The organism is Burkholderia catarinensis, from assembly GCF_001883705.2.
In the GTDB taxonomy this organism is placed as follows: Bacteria; Pseudomonadota; Gammaproteobacteria; order Burkholderiales; family Burkholderiaceae; genus Burkholderia; species Burkholderia catarinensis.
Map to the genome: position 1 here is coordinate 1 of NZ_MDEQ02000071.1, position 1,356 is coordinate 1,356.

Consider the following 1,356-nt stretch of genomic DNA (forward strand, 5'->3'; position numbering starts at 1 on the left):
GCCGAACCCGCCGCCCAGCAGCGTCACGTTGACCGTCACGCGCTCCGTCGGCAGCCCGAGCGCCTTCGCGATCTCGTCGCGCGTGGTCTGCGGCGCCTGCGTGCAGGTCCACACCTCGCAGCGGCCGTCGGCCACGCGTGCGACGGCCGCGGGCGGCTCCATCGTCGCGTGTGCGAGATGCGGAATGTAGTACGTCGCGCGCACGCGTTTCGCGGCGCCGGCAAGCGCCGCCGCCGCGTCGCCGTCGTTGCGGATCACGTCGCCCGGCTGCGCGGCGGCCGCTTCGAGCGTCTTGCGATACGCGGCCGAGTCGTAGTTCGCGTTGGGCCCGCGCTTCCAGTCGATCTTCAACTGCGCGCGTGCCTGGATGGCCGTCCACGTGTCGCGCGCGACGACGGCCACGCCGCCGAGCGGCTGGAATCCGGACGGCAGCGGCGTCGATGCGAGCTGCACGACCTTGACGACGCCCGGCAGCTTCCCGGCGGCCGATGCGTCAAACGACGCCACCGTATCGCCGTAGGCCGGCGGCCGCGCGACGACCGCATACAGCATGCCGTCGAGCCGCGTGTCGATACCGTAGTGCGCGCGGCCGCCGACGATGTCGCGCCCGTCGATCAGTGCCGTTTTGTCCTTGCCGATATAGCGGAATTCGGCCGGCGCTTTCAGCACCACGGCGGCCGGATCCGGCACCGGCAGCGCGGCCGCTTTCGCCGCAAGCTCGCCGAAGCCGAGCTTGCGCCCGCTCTTCGTGTCGACGACCTCGTGCACCGTCACCTTGACCTGGCGCGCATCGACGCCCCACGCCGCGGCAGCGGCCTGCTCGAGCATCGTGCGCGCGGCCGCACCCGCGCGGCGCAGCGCGGCGAAACTCTGGCGCAGGCTGCGCGACCCGTCGGTGTTCTGGTTACCGTAGCGCGGCTCGTCGCCGACGGCCTGTGCGACCTTCACGCGCGCCCAGTCCGCGCCCAGTTCGTCCGCCACCACGAGCGCGACGCTCGTGCGCACGCCCTGCCCCATCTCCGAGCGTATGCAGGTCACGGTGACGGTGCCGTCCGGTGCGATCGCAACGAACAGGTGCGGATCGTCGCGCAACCCGTGCGGCATCCCCGCGCCGCCATACTGCGGATTCGCGCTGACGGGCGGCTGCACCGGCGCGGCCGCACGCGCGAGCGACGGCACGCCGAAGGCGAGCAGCAGCCCGCCGGATGCGAAACCGAGCAGCAGCGCGCGACGGCTTTCGTTGTGGACGGAGAGTTCGGGCGCGCTCATGCGGCACCTCCGCGGCGCACGGCCAGCCGGATCGCCGCGCGAATGCGCGTGTAGGTGCCGCAGCGGCAGATGTTGCCGGACATCGCA

The 1,356-nt window shown here is 72.6% G+C and carries 1 protein-coding gene and 1 pseudogene; both read right to left on the minus strand.

From position 1 onward, the window contains the following. Window positions 1-1,269 (minus strand): molybdopterin cofactor-binding domain-containing protein (locus tag BFF94_RS37515; RefSeq protein WP_219140467.1); only part of this gene is annotated, 1,269 nt, incomplete at its 3' end. Continuing rightward, window positions 1,266-1,356: pseudogene (locus BFF94_RS37520) on the minus strand ((2Fe-2S)-binding protein); the annotation flags it as partial. The pseudogene BFF94_RS37520 and the gene BFF94_RS37515, both read right to left, overlap by 4 nt.